Raw genomic sequence first — 23,521 nt, 5'->3', positions numbered from 1 at the left:
GCGCGGGGTGGAACCGGCGGTGTCGCTGGCGTGCGGACATGGACAATCTCTGTGCAGTCGGTGCCGGTGCGCGCTGCAGTGCGGCATGCGGCAGTCTCCCGCGCATTCTAGCGGCGCAGAATTGGGTGGGAACGTCGCGCGAAATTTTTCAGATCGGACTGTTGCCGCCTTAAATCGGCGTGGAGGCACCGGTCAGCCGGCCGGATGTGACGGCCTGGAGGGCGAGGCGGGCGGGGAGGGTGGCGTAGCCGGCATGGCCGGATGGGTGGGCGCCGGCCGGCGGCGCGTGAGCCACAGCAGCAGGGCACTGGCGGCCCAGCCGGTCACGAACACGGTGTCGCCGGCATGGTTCAGCCAGGTTGCCGCCGCGGGCGTGCCGGCCAGGGATGCCAGCCAGCCGGCCGGCAGGCGCGCCAGGATCCACAGGGCGACGGCGGGCACGCTGCCGTAGACGCCCGGTTGCCACCAGTGGGCCAGGAAGGGAGGGTGCCGCCCGGGGCGGCGCGGGATGCGCGGTACCACCGAAGTCTCCGGCCACGCATGGCGCGCGGGGCGTGCCGGTGGCATCAAGGCGTTGCAGGAGCCCGCCGGATGACACCGCCGGCGGGCTCACGGTTGCATCATAGGCTGATCGCCCCTGGCTGCGCTGCCGGTGCCCGAGGCACTGTGTGCGCCACGCCACGCTGGGTCCGGCCATTCAACTTTTTTGCACGACGTGTCCGCAAATGGCGCCCGTGCCCAGCGCGGATCTTTGCCAAACTGGACGCAGGTACACAAACAGTTTGAAGGTGGTCCTGCCATGCTTCCCTCGCTTTATATTTCCCACGGTTCCCCGATGCTTGCCATCGATCCCGGTCCCACCGGCGCCGCCTTCGATGCGCTGGGCGGGCAGTTGCGCGCCCGGCACCCGCGCGCAGTGCTGGTGATTTCGGCGCACTGGATCTACAGCACGCTGGCTGTCACCAGCCGCGAGCGCCAGGAAGCCTGGCACGACTTCGGCGGGTTCCCGCGCGAGCTGTACGCGCTGCGCTACGACGCCCCGGGCTCGCCGGTGCTGGCCGAGCGGGTCAAGGCCCTGGTCGAGGCGGCAGCGGTCCCTGGCGCCGGGTTTGTCGGCCAGGACGACGAGCGCCCGCTGGACCACGGCGCCTGGATGCCGATGCGCCACTTCTTCCCGGATGCCGACGTGCCGGTGGTGCAGCTGGCGCTGAACCCCTACCTGTCGCCCGCCACGCAGATCGAGATCGGCCGCGCGCTGGCGCCGCTGCGCGACGAGGGCGTGCTGGTGCTGGCGTCCGGCAGCTTCACGCACAACCTGCAGGAAGTGTTTGGCGGCGGCCGGCGCGACCAGCATGGGCCGCAGGCCGAGCCGTATGTGGAAGCCTTCCGCGGCTGGATGGCGGATGCACTCGACGAGGCCCTGGCCAGCGGCGATACCGGCCGCATTGCCGACTACCGCGCCCAGGCGCCGTATGCGCGCCGCGCGCACCCGACCGACGAGCACCTGCTGCCGTTCTTTGTGGCGCTTGGCGCGGCGTTGGGGCCGCAGGCTGCCAGTGGCGCAGGAGCGGTGCCGGCCAGCGTGTCGCGGGTTGCCGATGAAGTGACCTATGGCGTGCTCGCCATGGACAGCTTCGTGTTCGAGGGCCTGGGCGCCGGCGCGCCGCTGCGCGCGGCCGCCTGACGCCTTACCGCTCGGCCGTGGCCTGCGCCGCCGGCGTGCCGGCGCGCGCCGGCAGGTAGCGCCGTGCCGAGCGCGCGCCCGCCAGCGCAATCCAGCCCATCGTCAGCGCCACCAGCGCCAGCCCGATGCGCAGGTTGGCCAGGTGCGCCACCCCGCCGATCAGCACCGGTCCCAGCAGCAGCCCCAGGTAGGCAAAGCGCGCCACGCGCGAAATTGCTTCGGCCGGCGCCACGCCCGGCAGCCGCGAAGCGGCAACGAAGAAGATCGGCACCATATTGGCCGCGCCCAGCCCCATCAGCGTAAAGCCCGCCAGCGCGGCCAGCGGCAGCGGTGCCAGCAGCGCCAGCGCGATGCCGCCAAAGCCCAGCCAGGCACTGCCAGTCAGCGTGGCGCCGTCGCCCAGGCGTGCGCGCAGGCGGTCACCGCCGAAGCGTCCGCACGCCATCCCGCCCGAGAACGCGGCGTAGCCCAGGCTGATCCAGCCATCCGGCGCCTGCGCCACGTCGCGCATATAGACGCTGGTCCAGTCGTACATCGCGCCTTCGCCGACCAGGCCCAGGAACGCCAGCAGGCCCAGCAGCCACAGCGCGCGCACCGCGTGGTCGCGATGGTGGGCCGCCGATGGCAGCACCGGATGGTCCGCCAGCAGCCCGGGCACCGTACCGAGCGCCACCGCCGCGGTCACGCCTGCCATCATCGCCGCATGTGCCAGCGGCGCCACGTCCAGCGACAGCATCAGGCCGCCCGCACCCGCGCCGGCCATGCCCCCCAGGCTGAACATGCCGTGCAGCGCCGACATCACCGGCCGCGTGCGGCTGGCCTCGACGGTGGCCGCCTGTGCGTTCATGGCGACATCGAAGGCGGCATTGGCCATGCCGAACGCCACCAGCGCGGGCAGCAGCAGCCAGAACGATGGCATCGCCAGGATCGCCACCGTGGCCAGCGCAAACAGCAGCCCGCCCGTCATCGACGCCCGCGCGCTGCCCGCGCGTGCCACCCAGCGCCCGACCGGGCCCATCGCCAGGATGGCGCCGCCGGCCACGGCCAGCATCGCCAGAGACAGCATCGCGTCGGACAGGCCGAAGCGTGCCTTGACGGTGGGAATATGCACGCCCCACGTGGCAAAGGTGGCGCCATTGACGAAGAACAGCGCCATGGTGCCGCGCGTGGCGCGCGACACCGCGGCCGGCAAGGGCGCGGAGGCGGTCGGGGATTGCGGATCAGGCATGGGAGGGTGCGGCAGGCGGGGCGGCGGTGCCCCTGCAAAAGCCGTCATTGTCCCGCATCGGCGTGAGGCGGGTATGACAGCGCCGCGCTACCGGCCGGCGCCATCCACGCGCAGCAGCCCGCGCCGGTGCAGCGCGTAGCCGAAGGCCAGCAGCGCGCCCAGCGCCAGCGCCACCATCACCCACAGCATCAGCCAGTAGCCGCCGGCGGCACGCCACAGCAGCGCGCCCAGCCACGGCGCGGCGGCCTGCATCAGCAGCACCGGCGTCATCATCAGCCCGTTGAGCGTGGCGTAGTGATGGCGCGAGATCAGTTCCGGCATGGCCATCGCGCGCAGCATGGTGTTGACGCCGTTGGCGCAGCCGTACAGCACCGCGGCCAGCATCAGCCAGGCGCCGTGCCCCAGCGCAAAGCACAGCAGCCCGGCGCCCATCAGCGCATAGACCGGCAGCGACAGCCGCACCGGGTGGCGCACCCCGGCGCGCATCATCAGCATGCGGCCCGCTACCTGGGCCGGGCCGATCAGCGCGGCCACCACCAGTTGCTGCGCCACCGGCATGCCCTTCTCGGTCAGCATCGGGATCAGGTGCGCGCCCAGCAGCGAGGCCACCACCGCGGTCGCGGTAAAGGCCAGCACCACCGCCCAGAACACCGGCTGGCGCAGCGTGGCGCGGGCAATGTCGCGGCTGCCGGCCTGGCCGTCGGCGGGGGTCATGCCGGAATAAGTGGGATGCAGCGCGTAACGCATGCGCGCGTGCAGCGGCGCGCAGACCAGCAGGTTGAGCGCGGCGAAGCCGATCAGCGTCGGGCGCCAGCCCAGATGGATCACCAGCCATTGCGCCAGCGGCACGAAGATCGTGCTGGCAAAGCCGGCCATCAGCGTGACCACCACGATCGGCTTCTGGTACTGGTCGCCGTAGGCCTGGCGCAGCACCACGAAGGCGGGCTCGTACAGCGTGGTCGCCATGGCCAGCCCGATCGGCACCCACATCAGCAGGAACACCGGCTGCGACGGGGTCCATGCCCACAGCAGCAGGCCCAGCCCGGCCAGCACCGAGCCCGCGCCCATCACCTTGCGCGCCGGCGCGCGGTCCAGCAGCCGCCCCACCGCGAACGAGCACAACGCCCATACCAGCAGCCCCAGCGAATAGCCGCCCGCCAGGAAGGGCTTGGACCAGCCCAGGCTGCGGATCATGGGGTCGATGAAAACGGTGAAGGCGAAGAACAGCGTGCCCCAGGAGATGGTCTCGGTCAGGCCGAGGATCCAGACCAGCCGGCGCGGCGGCGTGGCGGGGTGCGCGGGTCCGGTGCGTGCCGGGCTGGCGTCTGGGTCTGTGCTGGCGGCGTCCGCGTCGGAGCTGGCTTCTATTGTTGTCATGGCGGGCCCGGCGACGGTGGTCGCCATGGGTGGCGGCGCGTGGGGCCAGTCGGAAATTGTAGCGATCCCGCGCGCACTCCGCGCGCGGGGCACGCGCGTTACTGTGCGGTCACCGGCGCGGGCGGTCCCTTGAGCTCGACCACGTTGCCGTCCGGATCGCTCACATAGAGCGACGGTCCCTTGCCTTCGGCGCCGAAGCGCTGCGCCACCTCGCCGGCGTCCACGCCATGCCGCGCCAGGTGCGCCCGCACCGCGTCGGCATCGAACGGGTCGATGCGCAGGCAGAAATGGTCCAGGTTGCGGCCCTCCGCACCCGGTCCCGCGCCGCCGGCGCGGCCGAGCGGGCCGTCGAGCGCGACCAGGTCGATCAGCCCGCTGCCCGCGCGCAACTGCGTCAGGCCCAGCTCGGTTTGCTCGCGCTCCACGCTGCAGCCGAGCACCTCGACATAGAAGCGCCGCAGCGCGTCTACGTCGGCGCTGCGCAGTACCAGGTGGTCGATGCCCAGGATGCGGAACATGGCGGCCTCAGTGGTGCAGTCCGTCGTAGTCGATGACCTTCAGGCTGTCCAGGTCGACATTGTCCAGGCAGCGCACATTGACCGCGGCCATCGGCTTGCCGTCCTTGTCCTGTCCGTCCGCATACGGGCCGCAGCCGCACACCGGGCAGAAGCGGTGCGCGATCTTCATGGTGTTGAAGCGGTAGGTGGAGGCATTGCTCTCCGGCGTTTCCAGCTTGAACGTCGCGCGCGGCACGAACCACAGCAGGTGGCCGCGCCGGCGGCAGATCGAGCAGTTGCAGCGGATCACGCTGGGGATGCTGTCGGCCTCCACCTCGAAGGCAATGGCGCCGCAGTGGCAGCTTCCGTGGAAAGTCATGTCCCGTCTCCTTGTTGTCGGTCCGGCGTGCCCACTAAATATCGGGAATCAGTCGTTTGCCCAGGCTGACCGCCTCGTCGGGCGCATAGCCCAGCTTGTCGTAGAAATCGATCACGGCGCGGTTGCCTGCGCGTACCAGCAAGTTGATCTTGGGGCAGCCGCGCTCGATCAGCAGCTGCTCGGCATGCGCCATCAGCATGCGCCCGTACCCCTTGCCCTGCAGGCCGGGCTGTACCGCCAGATAGTAGACCCAGCCGCGATGCCCGTCGAACCCGACCATGGCAGTGGCGACGGGATGGCCGTCGATGTCGCCGACCAGGAACAGCTCAGGCTGCGCGGTCAGCTTGCGCGCAATATCGCGCTGGGGGTCGTTCCACGGACGGGTCAGGCCGCAGGCCTGCCACAAGGCAATGACGCAGGATTGGTCTTCAGGTCGGAAAGGACGGATCAGCATGCTTGGTGGTGCGCCGCAATATGCCGGCACATTGTTAGCTTTTTGACAGTGTAGCGCCGCTGCGGGTGCCACAATGCCCACAAAACATGACGAGACGATGCGCGGCCATCGCGCACGCTCCCACAACAGGAGACCCGCATGAGCGACACCCAAGCGCCTGCACGCGCCACCTTCAGCCATATGGAACACGGCACCCGCGACGACTGGGCCGCCATCTCCGCCGAGTTCATGCCGTTCGCGCGGGCGCTGCCGGATCGCGTGCTGGCGCACCTGCGCCTGCTGGATGGCGATTGCGGCGGTTTCCCCGTGGACCGGCTCACGCATTCGCTGCAGACTGCGACGCTCGCGCACCGCGACGGCCAGGACGAGGAATACGTGGTCTGCGCGCTGCTGCACGATATCGGCGATACGCTCGGCAGCTTCAACCATCCCGATATCGCCGCCGCCATCCTCAAGCCATTCGTCAGCCCCGAGAACCTGTGGATGGTGGAAAAGCACGGCGTGTTCCAGGGCTACTACTTCTTCCATCACCTCGGCCTGGACCGCAACCTGCGCGAGCAATACCGCAACCAGCCCGAGCTGTTCGAGCGCACCGCGGAGTTCTGCCGCAAGTACGACGGCGCCGCCTTCATGACGGACTACGACACGCTGCCGCTGTCGTTCTTCGAGCCGATGGTGCGGCGCGTGCTGGCGCAGCCGAAAAAATCGATGTACGTAAAGCCGGGCGAAGCGACGCTCGCGCAGCCCTGAAAGCACAACGGCCTCGCTTCATGCAAAGCGAGGCCGTCGTGTGATGCGGCGCCGGTCAGGCCGCGCGCTGTGCCGTCTCCGGATGCCGGAACTGCTCCAGCAGCTTCGCCCAGCGCCCGCGCACCGCTTTCAGGTTGTTTTCCTTGATGTGGCCGAAGCCGCGGATGTCATCCGGCAGGTTGGCCAGCGTCACGGCGGTGTCGTAGTTGGCCGCATTCAGGCCCGCCACCAGTTCATCCAGCAACGCCCGATACTCGCCGATCAGCGCGCGTTCCGTGCGGCGCTCCTCGGTCTTGCCGAAGAGATCGAACATCCCCCCGCGCAGCCCTTTCATCTTCGCCAGCACGCGGAACGCTGTCATCGTCGACGGACCGAACTTGCGCTTGACCAGTTGACCCTTGTCATCGCGCTTCGAGGTCATCGGCGGTGCCAGCCAGAAGTTGAGCTGGTAGTCCTTGCCCGGCTCGCCTTCGAACTGCGCACGCAGCTTGTCGAGGAAGACAGGGTCGGTATAGAGCCGTGCCACCTCATACTCGTCCTTGTACGCCATCAGCTTGGCCAGGTTGCGCGCCGCGGCCTCGGTCAGCGGCAGGGCCTTGCCGCTGCCAGCCAGCGCGCTCTCGGCCGCGCGCACGCGGTCGATGGCTTCGCGGTAGGTACGGGCGTAGGCGGCGTCCTGGTAGGCCGTCAGGTGTTCCATGCGGCGGGCGATCAGCTTCTCCAGCATCGCGCCGGTCGAGGTCGGCAGCTTCACAACTTCTGCGCCTTCGGCGGTGGTCTTCAGCTTGCCGGTCAGCGACAGCACGTGCTCGGGGTCGTGCGCCATATGGCGGCCCCAGTCGAACGCGGCCTTGTTCTTCTCGACAGCCACGCCGTTCAGCTCGATGGCGCGCTCCAGCGCTTGCAGCGTCAGCGGGATCCAGCCCTTCTGCCAGGCGTAGCCCAGCACCAGCGGGTTGGTGTAGATGGCATCGCCCAGCAGCGCCACGGCCAGGCCGCTGGCGTTGATGAAGTCGCACTTCTCGCCCACGGCGGTGCGCACGTCCTGTTCGGCCGACAGCCCCGGGAACTGCCACTTCGGGTTCTTGATGAAATCCGCCGTCGGCGTCTGCGCGGTGTTGACTACGGCGCGGGTGCGGCCGGCCTGTGTCTTGGAGATGACTTCGTCGGTGGCCGACACGATCGCATCGCAGCCGATCACCAGGTCCGCTTCGCCCATCGCGATACGCGTGGCATGCAGGTCGTCCGGGCGCGCGGCCAGCTGCACGTGCGACAGCACCGCGCCGCCTTTCTGCGCCAGCCCCGCCATGTCGAGCACGGTGACGCCCTTGTTCTCCAGGTGCGCGGCCATGCCCAGCAGGCCGCCGATGGTCACCACGCCGGTGCCGCCCACGCCCGTCACCAGGATGCCGTAGGCGCGGCGGATCGGTGGCAGTTCCGGCTCAGGCAGCGCGGGCAGGGTATCCATCGACACGCCATGCTGCTCGGGCTTGCGCACCTGCGCGCCTTCGGCCGTGACAAAGCTGGGGCAGAAGCCGTTCAGGCACGAGAAGTCCTTGTTGCACGACGACTGGTTGATCTGGCGCTTGGTGCCGAAATCCGTTTCCAGTGGTTCCACCGACAGGCAGTTGGACTTGACCGAGCAGTCGCCGCAGCCTTCGCACACCGCGTCGTTGATAAAGGCGCGGCGTTGCGGATCCTCCATCGTGCCGCGCTTGCGGCGGCGGCGCTTTTCGGTGGCGCAGGTCTGGTCGTAGAGCAGGATGGAACAGCCCGGCACTTCACGCAGTTCGCGCTGCACGCTGTCGAGCTGGTCGCGGTGATAGATGGTGATGCCCTCGGGCAGCTTGATCGCGGCGTTGTACTTCTCTGGCTGGTCGCTGACGATGACGATCTTCTTCGCGCCTTCGCTATGCACCTGCCAGGCGATGTCACGCACCGAGAGCTGGCCGTCCACCGGCTGGCCGCCAGTCATGGCGACCGCATCGTTGTAGAGGATCTTGTAGGTGATGTTGACGTTGGCCGCGATCGACGCGCGGATCGCCAATAGGCCGGAGTGGAAGTAGGTGCCGTCGCCCAGGTTGGCGAACACGTGCTTGTCGCCCGCGAACGGCGCCTGGCCGATCCACGCCACGCCTTCGCCGCCCATCTGGCTGAACGTGCTGGTATTGCGGTCCATCCACACCGTCATGTAGTGGCAGCCGATGCCGGCCAGCGCACGCGAGCCTTCGGGAACATTGGTCGAGGTGTTGTGCGGGCAGCCCGAGCAGAACCACGGCTTGCGCTCCGCCGTCACGCGCGGCGTGGCCAGCGCCTTTTCCTTGGCCTCGATGATGGCCAGGCGCGCGGTGATGCGCGCGCGCACGTCCATCGGCAGCTCGAACTTGTCCAGCCGCGTGGCGATGGCCTTGGCGATGATCGCCGGCGACAGCTCATAGTGCGCCGGCAGCAGCCAGTTGCTTTGCGGGATCGACCATTCGCCGCCCGCGTTGTCCTTCTCGTCAAACTTGCCGTAGACCTTGGGGCGCACGTCGTCGCGCCAGTTGTACAGCTCTTCCTTGAGTGCGTACTCCATGATCTGGCGCTTCTCTTCGACCACCAGGATTTCCTGCAGGCCTTCGGCAAAGGCGCGCGCGCCGTGCGCCTCCAGCGGCCACACGCAGCCGACCTTGTACAGGCGGATGCCGATCTGCGAGCAGGTGGCATCGTCCAGGCCCAGGTCGGCCAGCGCCTGGCGCGTGTCGAGGTAGGCCTTGCCGCCGGTCATGATGCCGAAGCGCGCGTGCGGCGAATCGATCTCGATGCGGTCGATCTTGTTGGCGCGCACATAGGCCAGGCCCGCGTACCACTTGTAGTCGAGCAAGCGTGCTTCCTGTTCCAGCGGCGGGTCCGGCCAGCGGATGTTCAGGCCGCCCTGCGGCATGATGAAGTCATCCGGCAGCACGATCTGCACGCAGTGCGGATCCAGCTCCACCGAGGCCGACGATTCCACCACGTCGGTCACGCACTTCATCGCCACCCATAGCCCGGAGTAGCGGCTCATGGCCCAGCCGTGCAGGCCGTAGTCCAGGTACTCCTGCACGTTGGACGGATACAGCACCGGCAGGCCGCAGGCCTTGAAGATGTGCTCGGACTGGTGCGCCAGTGTCGAGGACTTGGCCGAGTGGTCATCACCGGCCAGCACCAGCACGCCGCCGTGCTTCGACGATCCCGCCGAGTTGGCGTGCTTGAACACGTCACCGGTGCGGTCCACACCCGGTCCCTTGCCGTACCACATGCCGAACACGCCATCGAATTTGGCATCCGGATACATGTTCACTTGCTGCGAACCCCACACCGAGGTCGCGGCCAGATCCTCGTTGAGGCCGGCCTGGAACACGATGTTGTGCGCGGCGAGGTGCTTCTTGGCCTTCCACAGCGACAGGTCCAGCGCGCCCAGCGGCGAGCCCCGGTAGCCGGAGATAAAACCGGCGGTATTCAGGCCGGCGGCGCGGTCGCGTTCCTGCTGCAGCATCGGCAGGCGTACCAGGGCCTGCGTTCCGCTGATATAGATGCGGCCACGCTCCAGCGTGTATTTGTCTTCTAGGGAAACGTTTTCGAGCGCGCGGCGGATGGCGTCGCTGACCGGGGAGGTCAGGGGGGCATTCATAGGTGCTCCTCTATGGGCGTGCTGTCGGGATCACCGACACCTACAGTTGTGGGCGACCGCCTCATGACCTCTTGTGAAGGTGTTGGACGGTCGTGTCTCTGCGCGGCATGGTAGCACCGCCACAAAATCGGCGGTACCTTGCAATGCAGCACAAAGCGTGCCCGTCGCGCCCGTGATTTCCCGTATGGACAGGGGTTCGCGTGTACACTGCGTTGCATCGAGATGGCCCGTGCCGCTGCCGGGCTGCCTGCGATGCACCACATCTGCACAGCCAGCCTGGTGCAACCTGATTTCCGATTGCCCGTCCTGATGTACGCATGAGACGGGCAAACCAGTGACTACCTGAACATGACCAATTCCCCCCGCCAGGGCACCGCGACCCTGGCCGTGCTGATCGACGCCGACAACGCGGCGCCCGCCATCGTCGAAGGCCTGCTGGCCGAGGTCGCCAAGTACGGCGTGGCCGCCGTCAAGCGCATCTACGGCGACTGGACCCGGCCCAACCTGGCCGGCTGGAAGGAGCGGCTGCTGTCGCACTCGATCCAGCCGATCCAGCAGTTCCGCTACACCGTGGGCAAGAACGCCACCGACAGCGCCATGATCATCGACGCCATGGACCTGCTGTACACCGGACGCTTCGACGGCTTCTGCATCGTCTCCAGCGACAGCGACTTCACCCGGCTGGCTTCGCGCATCCGCGAGCAGGGGCTGACCGTGTACGGCTTTGGCGAGCGCAAGACCCCCAAGCCCTTTGTCACCGCCTGCGACAAGTTCATCTACTCCGACGTGCTGCGCGCCGACGCGGATACGGAAGGGGCCGAAGGCGTCGACGGGGCTGCCGCGCCCACGCGCAAGCGCAGCACCGGCGAGCTGCGCCAGGACTCGCGCCTGGTGCGCCTGCTGCAGAGTGCGGCGCAGGCGGTGTCGGACGAGGACGGCTGGCTGACGCTGGGCAGCATGGGCAACCACATCGCCAAGCAGGCGCCGGAATTCGACTCGCGCAACTACGGGTACGGCAAGCTTTCGGAGCTGGTGCAGGCCACCGGCCTGTTCGAGGTCGAGACCCGCAACGGCGGCAACAACAAGACCATCTGGGTGCGCCTGAAGAAGCGCGCCAAGGGCGGTGGCGAGGGCGATGGCCGCGGCCAGCAGCAGTCGCAACAACAACCGCAACAGCAGCAGCGTCCGGCGCAGCCTGAAGCACGCCGCCAGCCGGCACCGGCGCCCGTGCCTGCGGATCAGCCTGCGCCCGTCGTGGCCCAGCCAGCGGCGGTGCCTGAGCCTGCGCCAGTGCGCGAACCCGAGATCGAGCTGTCTGTCGTCGCCGCCGAAGTGGTCGAGCCGGACCCGGTGGCCGAGCCGGTGGCGGAGGCAGCGCCGCAGGCTGAGTCCAAGGCCCGTCCCGCACGCAAGCGCGCCACGCGCCGCCCCGACGTGACGCTGAGCGAAACCCCGTGGCCGATCGACCAGTCGATCTTTGCCGCGCCGGGCACGACGGTGCTGTCGGCGCAGGTTGAACCGCTGCCAGAGGCCCAGCCCCAGCCTGAAGCAGCCGCTGCCGAAGCGGCGCCCGCCCGGGCACCGGCCAGGAAGACGCGCAAGCGCCCGGCCAAGAAAGCGGAGTGATGTGGCCGGCCGGCGCAATGCCGGCCCTACCCGCCAAAGAAACCGCCGGCTTCGCGCCGGCGTTTTCTTTGGCGGAGGTACTTACCGCACCAGCTGGTTGATTTCGATGATCGGCATCAGCACCGCCAGCACGATCAGCAGCACCACCACGCCCATGGTCAGGATCAGCAGCGGCTCCAGCAGGCTGGTCAGGAACAGCGTGCGGCGTTCCAGCTCCTGCGCCTCGCCCTGGGCGGCGCGGTCCAGCATCACCGGCAGGTTGCCGGTGGCCTCGCCGGAGCGGATCAGGTGCACCAGCACCGGCGGGAACTGGTTCTGCGCCGCCAGCGCGCGCGCCAGCGAGGCGCCTTCGCGCACGCGCGTGTTGGCGTCTTCCACGTTGGCGCGCAGCGCCTCGTTGGTCAGCGTCTCGCCTGCCGCCTGCAGGCTGCGCAGGATCGGCACGCCGGCCGACACCAGGATCGCCAATGTGCCGGCGAAACGCGCGGTGTTGTAGCCCCGGATCAGCTTGCCCAGCAGCGGTGCCGTCAGCAGCCAGCGGTGCCATTCCAGCCGCACCGCGGGCTGCTTCAGCACGCTGCGGATCGTGAACGCTGCCGCCGCCAGCACCGCCAGCGCCGCCCACCACCAGTTGCGCACGAAGTCTGACAGGGCCAGCATGACGATGGTCAGCATCGGCAGCTTCTGCTTGGTATTGGCGAACACGCTCACCACCTGCGGCACCACATACGACAGCAGGAAGATCACGATGGCGAACGCCACCACCGTGACGATGGCGGGGTAGGTGAAGGCCAGCCGGATCTTGGAGGTCAGGGTGTTGCGCGACTCGATATAGCCGGCCAGCCGCTCCAGCACCAGTCCCAGGTGGCCGGAGTGCTCGCCGGCCGAGACCAGCGCGCGGTAGATGTCGGGGAAGTCGCGCGGGTGCTGCGCCAGCGCCACCGACAGCGAGCTGCCGCCCATCACCTCGGCGCGGATGCCGGCCAGCAGTTCGTGCACGTAGGCGCGTTCGGCCTGGTCGGCCAGTGCGCCCAGTGCCTCATCCAGCGGCAGGCCGGCCACGATCAGGCTGGCGAGCTGGCGCGTAAACAGCGCCTGCTCCTGCGTCGACAGCTTGCGCGCGAACAGCTGGCTGCCGCGGCGCGGTGCCAGGCCGGCGCCGGCCAGCGGGTCGACGGTCAGCGGTGTCAGCCCGCGCGCGCGCAATTGCGAGCGCGCCTGGCGCGGGCTGTCGGCCTCGATCACGCCGCGGTCGGTCTTGCCGGCGGCGTCGGCGGCTTCATAGCGGAAGGCTGGCATCCGGGCGGCTCCGCTTTAGTCGCGCGTCACGCGCAGCACTTCCTCAAGCGAGGTCGCGCCGCTGTCGACCCAGCGCTGCGCGTCGCCGCGCATGGTGTGCATGCCGTGCGCCAGCGCCACCTGCTTGATCTCGGACTCCGGCGCCTGCCGGTGGATCATGGTGCGGATCTCGTCACCGACGGTCAGCAGCTCATAGACGCCCATTCGCCCCTGGTACCCGGACTGGCCGCACTTGTCGCAGCCCACCGGGTGCCACACGGTCTGCAGCGGCTTGCCCTGCGCGTGCAGCACCTCGGCCTCGGCGGCAGTGACCTCGATCACCTCCTCGCGCTTGCAGTGCTGGCACAGGCGGCGTACCAGCCGCTGCGCCAGCACCCCCAGCAGCGACGACGACAGCAGGAACGGCTCGATCCCCATGTCGACCAGCCGCGTCACCGCCGAGGCCGAGTCGTTAGTGTGCAGCGTGGCCAGCACCAGGTGGCCGGTCAGCGAGGCCTGCACCGCGATCTGCGCGGTTTCCAGGTCGCGGATTTCGCCGATCATGACCACGTCCGGGTCCTGGCGCAGGATCGCGCGCAGGGCCTTGCCGAAAGTCATGTCGATGCGCGCGTTGACCTGGGTCTGGCCGATGCCGTCCAGGTCGTACTCGATCGGGTCTTCCACCGTCATGATGTTGGTGGTGCGCGCATCCAGCCGCGACAGCGCCGCATACAGCGTGGTGGTCTTGCCCGAGCCGGTCGGCCCGGTCACCAGCACGATGCCGTGCGGCTGGCGGATCAGGTGGTCGAAGCCGCGCAGCGTGCCGGGCGCCATGCCCAGCTTGGCCAGGTCGAGCCGGCCCGCTTCCTTGTCCAGCAGGCGCAGCACCGCGCGCTCGCCGTGGCCGGTGGGCAGGGTCGAGACCCGCACGTCGACCGGGCGCCCGCCCACGCGCAGCGTGATGCGGCCGTCCTGCGGCAGGCGTTTCTCGGCGATGTCGAGTTGCGCCATGATCTTGATGCGCGAGATCAGCGCGCCATGCAGCGCTTTCTTGGGCCGCACCACGTCGCGCAGCGTGCCGTCCACGCGGAAGCGCACCACCGACGACGACTCGAACGGCTCGATATGGATATCCGAAGCGCCTTCGCGCGCGGCCTGCGTCAGCAGCGCATTGATCATGCGGATGATCGGCGCGTCGTCCTCGGATTCAAGCAGATCCTCCACCGCCGGGATGTCCTGCATCAGGCGCGACAGGTCGACCTCGCCTTCGACCTCGCCCACCACCTGCGCGGCGCTGCCGGCGTCCTGGCGGTTGTAAGCATCGGCCATGGCGAGTTCCAGCGCTTCGGGCTCCAGCACGCGCAGGCGCAGTGCGCCGTGCACGCGCGCGATCTCGGCCAGCGCGGTCGCAGAGGTGGCGCGGGTCACCCAGACTTCCAGTCCATCAGGGCGCTGGTGCGCGACCAGCAGCGGCGCCTCGCGCGCAAAACCGTACGTGACCAGCCGCGCCGCCATCGGCGAAGGCGGCTCCAGGGTCTCGGCCGGCGCGTTGGCGCCGGCGGGCAGGGCAGTTTGGACTTCGCTGGCCATGTCGGGGCTTAGTTCTGGAGCGCAGACTCGCCGCGCGGGTTCAGCGGCTGGGGTGCGTTCGCCGGTGGTTGCGGCAGCTGCTGCGGTGCCGGCTGCATGGGCTGTGGCTGGCCCGGCTGCGGGGCATTCTGCGGAAGGGTCTGCTGCAGCGGCAGCGGGGCGGCAAGCGGACCGTTTGCACGCGGATCGATGAACGGCGTGGACGGTGCATCGGCCGGCGGCAGCAACGGCGTGTTGGTATCACGCACCATGATGTTAGGCGAAACAAAGCCCTGCTGCTGTGCGCGCATATAGTCGTAGCGGTCCTGCGTCAGGCGGTCGGCGGCGCCGGCCGTGCGCATCACATAGGGGCGCAGGAACACCAGCAGGTTGGTCTTGGCGCGGTTCTTGTTCTCGTAGCGGAACAGGCCGCCGATCCATGGGATGTCGCCCAGCAGCGGCACCTTCTGCACGCCGTCGCCGTACGAGTCCTCGATCAGGCCGCCCAGCACGATGATCTGGCCGTCGTCGACCAGCACATTGGTCTCGATCGAGCGCACATTGGTGGTCGGGCCCTGGATCAAGTTGGCGGTCGCCTGCACCACGTTCGACGATTCCTGGAAGATCTGCATCTTCACCAGCCCGCCGTCGGTGATCTGCGGCTTCACGCGCAGCGTGATGCCCACGTCCTTGCGGTCGAAGGTCTGGAACGGCGTGACCGAGGCCGCGCCGCCGGTCTGGGCATAGGAGCCGGTGGTGATCGGGATGTTCTGGCCGATCAGGATCTTGGCTTCCTCGTTCTCCAGCGTGATCAGGTTCGGCGTGGACAGCAGGTTGACGCTGCCGTTGGAGCCCAGCGCGCGCAACAGCGCGCCCAGCCCCATGGCCTTGTTGACGATGCCCAGGTTGAGGCCGCCGATGTCCTGCACCAGCCCCTGCGCCGCGGCGATGCCGGCGGTGCGGTTGCTGTCGGCCAGCGCCCCGGCCAGGGTCAGGTTCAGGATGTTCTGTCCGCCGGTGCCGAAGTTGGTGCCGGCAAAGACGTTGTTGTTGCCGCCCGGCGAGCTGATCAGGCCCTGCCACTGGATGCCGAGCTCGCTGGCCTGCGTGGAGGTCACCTCGACGATCATCGATTCGATGTAGACCTGCGCGCGGCGCGCGTCGAGGTCGTCGATGACGCCGCGCAGGTTGCGGTACACCGGCTCGCTGGCGGTGATGATGAGCGAGTTGGTGGACGGGTCGGCCTGGATGATGCCGCCGGTGGTCGGCTGGGTGCTGGTGCCGAACGACGCGGCGAAGGCCGAGTTGCCGTAGGCGCCGCCCGTGCCTCCCGCCGCGCCGGTGCCGCCGCGCATGCTGGTCTGGGCGGTGGCGCCGCCGCCGGTGAACTGGCCGCCGGCAGGCGTCGAGACACTGGTCATGCCCCCCGCGCCGCCGATCCCGCCGGCCTGCCCGCCGGGCTGGGTGGCGCTGGCAAAGCTGCTGTCGGCGGCGACAATGGCGCGCAGCGTGGCCGCCAGCTTGACCGCATCGGCGTTCTTCAGCGGCACTACCCAGATATTGCCCGGGCGTGCATAGGGCTGGTCGAGCTTCTCGATCAGGTGGCGCGCCTGCTGCAGGCGTGCGCGGCTGGTGGCGCGGATCATCAGCGAATTGCTGCGCGGCTCCGCCACCACCGAGGTGCGCAGGCTGGCGTCGACGCCCGGTGCGGCGCCGCCGGCGGCGCCCGCGGCGCCGGGGTCGAGCAGCTTCTGCAGCACCGCCGCGGTATCGCTGGCCAGGGCGTGCTTGAGCGGCACCAGCTCGACCTCGCCCGAGGCCGGCGCATCGACCGCGGCAATGATGCGCGCCAGCCGGCGCAGGTTGTCGGCGTAGTCGGTGATGACCAGCGTGTTGTTGGCCGGGTAGGCGGTGATGGTGTTGTTGGGCGCGATCATCGGCCGCAGCACCGGCACCAGGTTGTTGGCCGATTCATAGTTCAGCCGGAACACCTGCGTCACCACCTGGTCGCCGCGGCTGGGGCTGGCGCCGATCACCGTGGGCGAGCCCTGCAGCTTGGCGTCGGCCTCGGGCACGACCTTGGTGAAGCCGTTGCTCTCGACCATGGCATAGCCCTGCATGCGCAGCACCGAGCCCAGCGTCTGCAGCGCCTGCGCGCGCGAGACCGGCTGCTCGGGGACCAGGTTGACCGTGCCCTTCACGCGCGGATCGATCACGAAGTTCTTGCCGGTGGCCTGGCCGACCGCCTTGATCACCGAATCCAGGTCGGCGTTGACGAAGTTCAGCACCACCTGGTCGCGGTTGGACGGCGTGATGTCGGGCGGCGCGGGCGGGGTGCCGGTGCGCGCGCCGGGCTGGGCCCACAACGGCGCGGGCGCCAGCAGCGAGAGCCCGCACAGCAGGGCCACGGCGCGGGCGCAGGCGGTATGGAAAACAGGTCGGATGGCGTGGGTTTTCATAGTCATTTCCGGGCGCTCCTGGATTGGCCTGGCATCAGAAGCGCAGCCTTGTCACATGGTTGTCTCGTCGTCCCAGCAGGCTCAGCAGGCTGGTCAGTTGCGTTGCCGCTTCGGGCTCGGCGTGCGCGGTGCCCTCGAAGCGCGCCTGCCGCCCCAGCGTGCCGCTGCCCTCCAGGTGCAGCGGTCCGGCGATGGTGCTCAGCTGCAGCTTGCCGCCACCCTCGCCGGTCCAGTCGAGTTCGGCGCGGTAGCTGCCCAGCGGGCGCAGCCGGCTCACGGCCGACGACACCTGTTCGATGCGCAGCGTCATATGGCCGCTCATGCCCTGGCCCGAAAAGCGCCCCTGCAGCGTGGACCAGTCCACGCGCATCAGGCCGTCCGGGCGCAGCGTATTGAACGGCGCGCCGATGCCTTCGAGCAGCGCCGCGGGCAGCCGGATGGCGCCTGCCTGCGCGCTCCAGCCGCCGGGGGTCACGGTGATGGCGACCGGCGCGGCCATGGCCTCGGAGTGGCTCACCACCAGGCGCGCGCTGCCGCCCAGCAGCGGCCAGAACGCCAGCGTCCATTGCAGCCGGCCGGGCAGCACGGTCGCGGTCTGGCTGCCGGCGCCGGCTGACAGCGCCAGCGTGGCGCTGCCATGCCAGAGCGAGCCGCTGGCATCGGCCAGCAGTACCCGTCCCTGCGTCTGCGTGGCCACGCGCGCGGCGATCCAGGTCGCAGGCAGCATCGCCACCACGGTCACCGCGGCGCTCGCCAGGCCAAGCCCCAGCCAGCGCAGGCGCCGCCATGCGGCTGGCTGACGCAGCTTGCGGCGCGGCAGGCGCAGCGTTTCCAGCCGTACCATCAGCTGCGGCCGCCCGGACCCTGCAGGGTCGCGCTGACGTTCACCAGCGCCGTGGCGCCGACATAGACGATGCGGGCGTCGATCACTTTCATGCGCTGCTGCTGGCGCACGTCCTGCAGCCAGCCACTGACCGCGCCGAAGGGCACCTTGTCCAGCTGCACCTGCACGCTGTTGTCGGCGCCGGCGGCCAGCCGGGTCGCCTTCAGGCCATGCTGGCCCAGGCTGTCCTGCAGCGCCTGCGTGAGCGCGTCGCCGCGCAGCGACGGCGCCGGCGTGGCCTTCAGGCCGCGGGCTTCCTGCGCCAGGGATTCCATTTCGGCCAGGTCGGCGCGCAGCTTGGGCAGGTTGCGCGCCAGGCGCTCGCGGCCGTCGGCGGCCGGCTCCCACAGCACCAGGTAGCCGACCACCAGCGCCAGCAGCGCGCCGCCGCCGGCCAGGATGGCCTGTTCGCGCGGGTTGCGCGCCGACCAGAAGGCGTTGAAGCGCTCCTGCCACGCCTGTGGCACGGACGGGCGCAGCCGCGCCAGACGCGTGCGCAGCGCAGAGGTCGCGCCTGGCCGGCTGGCGCGTGGCGTCTGGCTTCGGGCTGTGTCTTTCATGGGGTTCATGCTTGCTGGTGGGCCCGCTTACAGGCCGGGCCTGACGGTCCAGCGCGAGCCGGGCGTCACCGGGGTGCCTGCGCTGCTGCTGGTACTGCCAGCGGCACCTCCGGCCTTGTCTTCTTCCATCTGCAGCCCGGCCTGGCGCGCGGCGCTGCGCAGGCCGGCCGTGTCCGTGCCCGGCTTGAGCGTCACCACCAGCATGCGGCCGCGGTACTCCAGCGCCTGCAGCGCGTCGGGCGGCAGCCTGCGCGCGGCCTGGGCAAAGCGGTCGGCCAGCGGCAGGAAGTCTTCCGGCGTGCTGCGGCCGCTGGCGGTGCGCAGCTGCTCGACCTGCCGCCGCATCTGCAGGGGCGCGTCGAGCACGGTCTGGATCTGCGGGAAGGCGCCGCGCAGCGCCTGCAGCTGTGCGGCTTCCAGCCGCTGCTGCTCGCGCCGCAGCAGCAGCCAGTGCGTGTTCATGCCAATGACCTGCACCAGCACGATGCCCGCCAGCAATGCCAGCGGCACGCGCCATGCCACCAGGTTCCAGCGGTCGGCTCGGCCCTGCGCGAATTCAAACTGCGCCAGGTCCAGCGCCGGCTCGCGCAGGCAGTCCAGCGCGCCTTCGATCCACAGGTGCCAGCTGGCGCGGGCGGCCTGGCGCAGCTCGGGCACCGGCGCCGCGGCGGCAGCGTCGGCATCGGCATACCAGGTGCCGGCGGGCGCAAGCGCCTGCCACGCGGCCAGGGCATCGTCGCCCAGCAGCAACCCGTAGCCGGCGTGTGCGCCGGTGCGCACGGTCAGTTGCCACTGGCGTGCGGCGTCGGCGGTGGTGCCGGGCAGTTCGCCGCTTAACTCATCGCCCAACTCGCCGCTCCGGGCGAGGGCGCTGGCGGCGGCTTCGACCACCAGCGCGGCTGCCGGCGCCGGCGCGTCGGCGCTCGCCAGTGACGGCTCGGTGCTGGCTTCGGCGGCGGAAGCCAGCGGCACGCACAGCTGCGCGGCCAGCACATGGCGGCGCCGGTGGCGGTGTTCGGCAAAGGCGTCGAGCACGGCGCGCAGCCAGGCGCGGTCGGCCACCATCAGCAGCCGCCGGCGCGGTCCGCGCGCGGCGCTGCCGTCCAGGGCAGGGCCCACGCCGATATGGCACGGCTGCGCATCGGTCGCGAGCGCGTCCTCGACCAGGTTGGGCAGTGCCTGTTTCAAACGGGCGGGCGGCAGCGGCGGCACGCTGGCGGTGGTCAGCAGTACGTCGCTGGCGGCGAGGATCAGCACCAGGCGCTCGGCCGCGGGCAGGTCAGCGATGCGGGCGTGGCCTTCGCGCAACACTTCCGGCGTCGCACGGGCCTGGCCACGCCGCGCCGTGTCGGCCGTGGCCGTGCGCACCAGCGCGAACGGCAGGGTGCCGAACTGCCACGGTTGCGGCTGGTCATGTGGCCGGTGTGGCAGGCGGACGTACAGGGTGGTGCTCAAGGTTTCCTTGCTTTGGCGTCAGTGGAACGGCTCGGGCAGGCGCATGGCCGGTTGGGATGCGCCCTGGATCGCCCCGGAGTCGGAAACATGCCGGGGTGCGGGGACGCCGGCGGGCGGCCAGCAAGGCCGGACGGCGGCGGGTGGGCTGGTGCCACGCTCGCGCCAGCGCCGCAGCATACCTTGCCTGTGTGACTAAACCGCGTCAATACCATTCTCCCCGGTTGCTTGCGCGTGCAAATTCGGCCTGTCGCCTGGCCTGGTCGGCGCTGGTCAGCGCAGGTCCGGCAGCCGGTCCGCATCCTGGATCCAGACTACGCGGGTGGTGTTGGCCGTGCCCAGCGGCTCGCCGCGGAAGACCAGCGAAACCTGCAGCCGGGTGGCGCGCTCGTGCCGCACCAGTCCGTAGACCAGGAAGTAGTGCGTGCGCACGTCGAGCAGGTTGCCGAGGTTGGCGGCATCCGCCTGCGGCGCCACCGCGGCCAGCTGGGTCTGCAGGTTGCCCAGGTTGTTGAAGTAGGCGCGGTCGCGCTGGCGCACCAGTTCGCGCGCGCGCTCCAGCGGCAGCTTGTTGATGACCGCGGCCAGCACCTCGGCCTCGGCGGTGTTGGCGTTGACCGGCGTGCGCTCGGGCAGCACGGTGACAAAGGGCTCCAGCACCGCCACCATCTCCGGCGTGTAGCCGGGCAGCGCCATCAGCCCCTGCACGCTGTCCAGCGGGCGCGGCGACGGCTGCCCGCTGGCATTGCCGCCCTGCGCGGCCTGCAGCATGTAGCGCGCCGTGGTCTCGGCCAGCGACGGGTTCAGGCCGACCGTCTCCAGCAGGCGGCGGTATGCGGCCAGCGCCGCCGGGTCGACCGAGGCCGCGCGGCCTGCCTGGCCGCCTTCGCCGCCAGTGGCGGTCCACACCACCAGGTTGGCCAGGTTCAGGCGTGCCTGCGCATCCAGGATGCGGCCCGACAGGAACGAGGTCTCGCCCGCGACGTCGGTGCGCAGTGCCGCGCCGAGGAAGTCCGACAGCCGCGTCTCGGCGATCGGCACCGCCCACGGCTCGCCCAGTTCGTCGACATTGGTGCGGCGCTGGTCGTCGCGCAGGATCAGCCGCGCCCAGTCCACGGCGGCGCGCTCGATCCAGGTGGCCTGGGCCAGCAGCCGCTGGTTCTCGATGGCGCGGATCTGCACCTGCTGGCGCCACAGCATGCCGGATACCACCACTACGGCCAGCGTCACGATCAGCAGCGCGGTGACCACGGCCGCACCGCGCGGGCGGCGGCGCAACGGCACCAGGCGAGGCGGGCGGCTGGCTTGCCTCATAGCCCGGTCATGCAGATCTTCTGGAACTGCCGCGGCGCATCGCCGTCGCCCATGCGGGCGAAGATGGTCAGTTCCACCGCGCGCACCGCGGCGTTGGGCAGCGCGGCGCCGGGCGCAGAGGCGGCCACGCCGCTGGCGGCGTTGCCGGTGAACAGCACGTTGCGGATGCGCCCGCTGTCGGCCTGCCAGCCTGCGGGCTCCACCCATGCGCGCATGCTCATGCCGTCCACGTCGGCCAGCACGCGCCGCACCTGCGCGGTGTTGCTGCCGCCCTGGCGCAGTGCCAGCAGCGCCGACTGCAGGCCGGCGCGGCTGTCCACCGGCGGCGCGGCCACGCGCACCAGGGTATTGCCGTCGAGCTGGTACGACAGCGCCTGCCAGGTCGGCGGCTGGCCTTCGTCGCGGCGGTCGCGCACCAGCAGCAGCCGGTTCTGGCCGATCTCGACCGGGCTGGCCTGCAGCAGCGTGGGGTTGGCCAGGTGTTCGCAATCGGCCTGGAGCTGGCCGTAGAGCACTTTCAGCGCGTCCAGGCGCGCATCGTGGTCGGTGAGGCGCTCGCGGCTGCGCGTCAGGCTGTCCAGCGCGCGCCAGCCGATCACCGCCATCACCGCCAGCAGCGTGATGGCGACCAGCATCTCCAGCAGCGTGAAGCCGCCGGGCTGGCGCGGTCGGCGGCGCTCAGAGCACGTTGCGGGTTTCATTGGGGACTATGGTGACCAGCCACGCCAGGCGTACGGACTTGTCCGCGGCGGACGGGTAGACCGCGATCTCGACGCGGCGGAAAACGGGATTGGGCGTGCCCGAGACGGATTGCTCGCAATACAGCGGCGTGCCGCCCTGCGGGCAGGCATAGCCGCTGACGCCGGGCTCGGGCCAGGTCTTGGCCAGGCGCAGCGCGGACAGGTGGTTCTCGGCGCTCCACTCGGCCAGCATGCGCGCCTGCAGCGACGCGCTGGCATCGACCATCGAGCCCATCGCGCGCATCGCCGCGGTCAGCGCGACCGCCAGGATGGTCAGCGCCACCAGCACTTCGATCAGCGTGAAGCCGGCGTTGCGCCCGCGCCGGGCCGGCCGGGGCGAAGAGCGAGGGCAGGGTTTCATGGCGTGCTGGCGAAATAGCGGCCGCTGCCGTCGCCCGCAACGTCCACGCGGATATCCCCGCGCACCAGGATCAGCCGCTGCGGGGCATCGATCAGTTCGCGCCCGAAGATCAGCCGGGGCGGGCTGCTGGTCCCGGTGCTGCGGCCCCCTTCGGCGACGATGACCTGGTCCAGCGCCAGGCGCCAGTGGCCCGGGGCAAACACGTCGGTGCGCATGGGGATCCAGCCGTTGGGGGTCGATTCCAGGAAGCGCCAGCCGCTGGCATCGCCCTCCCAGGCGAGCGGACGGGCGCCAAGCTGCGCCTCTTCCTGCGCCAGCTCGAACAGCCGCGCGATGCGCTGGCCGTCGTCGAGCACGCGGCTCCGTTCATTGGGCGAGGCGTTGACCGCCACCAGCGAGATCACGATGCCGGCGATCACCATGACCACCAGCAGCTCGAGCAGCGTAAAGCCGCGGCGCCGGGGGCCGGGCGCGCGGCGGCGCAGCGCCGTGGTCATGGTTGCAGGGGTGGCGGCGGGGCTGTGCTTATTCCCAGTTGCCGATGTCGGCGTCGTTGCCGTTGCCGCCGGCCTGGCCGTCGGCGCCGAAGCTGAACACGTCGATCTCGCCGCGCACGCCCGGGTTCAGGTACTGGTACGGATGGCCCCAGGGATCCTTGGGCAGCTTTTCCAGGTAGCCGCCGCCCTTCCAGTTGTTGGGCACGGGCTCGGTGGTGGGCTTGGCCACCAGCGCGGCCAGGCCTTGCTCGGTGGTGGGGTAGCGGCTGTTGTCCAGGCGATACAGCTTGAGCGCCTGCATGATCGACGAGATGTCCTGGCGCGCGGCCACGATGCGGGCCTCGTCCGGACGGCTCATGATCTTGGGCACCACCAGCGCCGCGAGCACGCCAAGGATCACGATCACGACCATGATCTCGATCAGGGTGAAGCCGCGCGCACGGCGGGCACGCACGGAACGGGCGGGGCTGGCAATCTGGGGAGTGAATCTGCGCATCGTCGGTGGACCTCTTGGCTTGAATGGCTGGGCCCGCACCGGTTGGGGGGCGGCGGGCCGGGTTCGCCAGTCAGTATAACCGGCGCCACATGACTGTTTTATGGGCGGCCCCTTCGGCACCTGAGCATTGTCTGATCCGGATCACAGTTACTGAGGACGGGCATTCGGCAGGGAAATAACTTGCATCCTGGATGCATCTTTTTTAAGATGGCGGCACGATGCAACTGACCCGCTTTTCCGACTATGCGTTGCGCCTGCTGATGTACGT

General features: G+C 69.8%; 21 protein-coding genes. 3 read left to right on the top strand and 18 right to left on the bottom strand.

Features of this window, described 5'->3' with window-relative positions; genetic code table 11:
* Positions 1–192: 192 nt before the first annotated feature.
* Entirely contained in the window at positions 193–567 is a 375-nt protein-coding gene (locus CF68_RS23520) for a hypothetical protein (protein WP_035823461.1), read from the bottom strand.
* A 232-nt stretch (positions 568–799) separates the two neighbouring features.
* Between CF68_RS23520 and CF68_RS23515 the strand changes: the two genes are divergently transcribed.
* Entirely contained in the window at positions 800–1,684 is an 885-nt protein-coding gene (locus CF68_RS23515) for a class III extradiol ring-cleavage dioxygenase (protein ID WP_035823459.1), read from the top strand.
* Positions 1,685–1,688: 4 nt separating this feature from the next.
* Here the strand turns inward: CF68_RS23515 and CF68_RS23510 are convergent, their stop codons facing one another.
* The 5 genes from CF68_RS23510 to CF68_RS23490 form a co-directional block, all read right to left on the bottom strand.
* The gene (locus CF68_RS23510; RefSeq protein WP_035823457.1) at positions 1,689–2,912 is read right to left on the bottom strand and encodes an MFS transporter; all 1,224 of its coding nucleotides are present in this window, start codon (positions 2,910–2,912) and stop codon (positions 1,689–1,691) included.
* Between the two features lie 87 nt (positions 2,913–2,999).
* Positions 3,000–4,316 carry an MFS transporter gene (locus CF68_RS23505; RefSeq protein ID WP_235205866.1) on the bottom strand — a complete coding sequence of 439 codons (1,317 nt, stop codon included), beginning with the start codon at positions 4,314–4,316 and terminating at the stop codon, positions 3,000–3,002.
* 71 nt (positions 4,317–4,387) lie between these two features.
* Complete coding sequence (locus CF68_RS23500) at positions 4,388–4,807, bottom strand: VOC family protein (protein WP_035823455.1); 420 nt, start codon at positions 4,805–4,807, stop codon at positions 4,388–4,390.
* A gap of 7 nt (positions 4,808–4,814) precedes the next feature.
* Positions 4,815–5,165, bottom strand: a complete 351-nt coding sequence (locus CF68_RS23495; RefSeq protein WP_013958300.1) for a GFA family protein — start codon at positions 5,163–5,165, stop codon at positions 4,815–4,817.
* Positions 5,166–5,199: 34 nt separating this feature from the next.
* Positions 5,200–5,619, bottom strand: a complete 420-nt coding sequence (locus CF68_RS23490; protein WP_035823453.1) for a GNAT family acetyltransferase — start codon at positions 5,617–5,619, stop codon at positions 5,200–5,202.
* 138 nt (positions 5,620–5,757) lie between these two features.
* On the opposite strand from CF68_RS23490, the gene CF68_RS23485 reads away from it, so the two are divergent.
* Positions 5,758–6,369, top strand: coding sequence for an HD domain-containing protein (locus CF68_RS23485; protein ID WP_035823452.1), 612 nt, complete (start codon positions 5,758–5,760; stop codon positions 6,367–6,369).
* A gap of 55 nt (positions 6,370–6,424) precedes the next feature.
* Here CF68_RS23485 and CF68_RS23480 read toward each other — a convergent pair whose 3' ends face one another.
* Positions 6,425–10,018 carry an indolepyruvate ferredoxin oxidoreductase family protein gene (locus CF68_RS23480; protein WP_035823451.1) on the bottom strand — a complete coding sequence of 1,198 codons (3,594 nt, stop codon included), beginning with the start codon at positions 10,016–10,018 and terminating at the stop codon, positions 6,425–6,427.
* Positions 10,019–10,366: 348 nt separating this feature from the next.
* On the opposite strand from CF68_RS23480, the gene CF68_RS23475 reads away from it, so the two are divergent.
* Entirely contained in the window at positions 10,367–11,644 is a 1,278-nt protein-coding gene (locus CF68_RS23475; protein WP_035823450.1) for an NYN domain-containing protein, read from the top strand.
* Between the two features lie 81 nt (positions 11,645–11,725).
* Here CF68_RS23475 and gspF read toward each other — a convergent pair whose 3' ends face one another.
* The 11 genes from gspF to gspG form a co-directional block, all read right to left on the bottom strand.
* The gene (gspF, locus tag CF68_RS23470; protein ID WP_035823448.1) at positions 11,726–12,943 is read right to left on the bottom strand and encodes a type II secretion system inner membrane protein GspF; all 1,218 of its coding nucleotides are present in this window, start codon (positions 12,941–12,943) and stop codon (positions 11,726–11,728) included.
* A 15-nt stretch (positions 12,944–12,958) separates the two neighbouring features.
* Complete coding sequence (gene gspE, locus CF68_RS23465; RefSeq protein WP_235205865.1) at positions 12,959–14,512, bottom strand: type II secretion system ATPase GspE; 1,554 nt, start codon at positions 14,510–14,512, stop codon at positions 12,959–12,961.
* An 8-nt stretch (positions 14,513–14,520) separates the two neighbouring features.
* On the bottom strand, positions 14,521–16,950 hold the full coding sequence (gene gspD, locus CF68_RS23460; protein WP_035823445.1) for a type II secretion system secretin GspD: 2,430 nt from the start codon (positions 16,948–16,950) through the stop codon (positions 14,521–14,523).
* Between the two features lie 34 nt (positions 16,951–16,984).
* Positions 16,985–17,794, bottom strand: a complete 810-nt coding sequence (locus CF68_RS23455; protein ID WP_035823443.1) for a type II secretion system protein N — start codon at positions 17,792–17,794, stop codon at positions 16,985–16,987.
* Positions 17,794–18,402 carry a type II secretion system protein M gene (locus tag CF68_RS23450; protein WP_051591647.1) on the bottom strand — a complete coding sequence of 203 codons (609 nt, stop codon included), beginning with the start codon at positions 18,400–18,402 and terminating at the stop codon, positions 17,794–17,796. The genes CF68_RS23455 and CF68_RS23450 overlap by 1 nt, the downstream gene beginning before the upstream one ends.
* An 18-nt stretch (positions 18,403–18,420) precedes the next feature.
* Positions 18,421–19,848 carry a type II secretion system protein GspL gene (gene gspL, locus CF68_RS23445; protein WP_035823440.1) on the bottom strand — a complete coding sequence of 476 codons (1,428 nt, stop codon included), beginning with the start codon at positions 19,846–19,848 and terminating at the stop codon, positions 18,421–18,423.
* A gap of 270 nt (positions 19,849–20,118) precedes the next feature.
* A complete protein-coding gene (gspK, locus tag CF68_RS23440; RefSeq protein ID WP_035823438.1) occupies positions 20,119–21,159 on the bottom strand; it encodes a type II secretion system minor pseudopilin GspK in 1,041 nt (346 codons plus the stop codon).
* The gene (locus CF68_RS23435) at positions 21,156–21,860 is read right to left on the bottom strand and encodes a type II secretion system protein J (RefSeq protein ID WP_035823436.1); all 705 of its coding nucleotides are present in this window, start codon (positions 21,858–21,860) and stop codon (positions 21,156–21,158) included. Before CF68_RS23435 ends, gspK begins: the two co-directional genes overlap by 4 nt.
* A complete protein-coding gene (gene gspI, locus CF68_RS23430; RefSeq protein ID WP_035823434.1) occupies positions 21,838–22,260 on the bottom strand; it encodes a type II secretion system minor pseudopilin GspI in 423 nt (140 codons plus the stop codon). Before gspI ends, CF68_RS23435 begins: the two co-directional genes overlap by 23 nt.
* A complete protein-coding gene (locus CF68_RS23425; protein WP_035823432.1) occupies positions 22,257–22,757 on the bottom strand; it encodes a GspH/FimT family pseudopilin in 501 nt (166 codons plus the stop codon). The genes gspI and CF68_RS23425 overlap by 4 nt, the downstream gene beginning before the upstream one ends.
* A 28-nt stretch (positions 22,758–22,785) precedes the next feature.
* A complete protein-coding gene (gene gspG, locus CF68_RS23420) occupies positions 22,786–23,253 on the bottom strand; it encodes a type II secretion system major pseudopilin GspG (protein WP_035823430.1) in 468 nt (155 codons plus the stop codon).
* Positions 23,254–23,521 lie beyond the last annotated feature (268 nt).

This window comes from Cupriavidus sp. SK-4, assembly GCF_000611125.1.
GTDB lineage: Bacteria > Pseudomonadota > Gammaproteobacteria > Burkholderiales > Burkholderiaceae > Cupriavidus > Cupriavidus necator.
This window is presented reverse-complemented; position numbering and strand designations above follow the sequence as displayed.